Annotated in this window: 1 protein-coding gene; it reads left to right on the top strand. The window is 55.8% G+C overall.

Annotated features, from left to right (window positions below; all coding sequences use genetic code 11):
- The coding region (locus tag QN347_RS19715; RefSeq protein ID WP_323494383.1) for a SpoIIE family protein phosphatase at positions 1 to 284 on the top strand (284 nt) is incomplete at its 5' end.
- Positions 285 to 294: the final 10 nt, after the last annotated feature.

Here is a 294-nt window from a genome sequence, read left to right as displayed (position 1 = left end):
ATATACGTACTTTGCTGGTAACCGAAGAGCGGCAATTTCATTTCAGCGCCAGCCGCGGCATCGTCGGTGCCGGCCCGGTATCTTTAAGCCCTATGCAAGTTTCGCTGCTGCCGGGCGACCGCTTATTGATGTTTTCAGATGGTGTCAATGAAGCGGCGCACCTGCCTCAAGAACTGTTACTGCAAAAACCGACAGCGCAGTATTTGGCTGACGAAGTCTTAGCGCGCTGGGGCGATGAGCGCGACGATGCCAGCGTGCTGGTGTATCGCCATACGCAGTCTTAACCGGCCAAGG

The organism is Sphingomonas sp. 10B4, assembly GCF_035019905.1.
GTDB lineage: Bacteria > Pseudomonadota > Alphaproteobacteria > Sphingomonadales > Sphingomonadaceae > Sphingomonas > Sphingomonas glacialis.
Note: the sequence above shows the minus strand (reverse complement) of the source record. Positions and strands in the feature narration are given on the sequence as shown.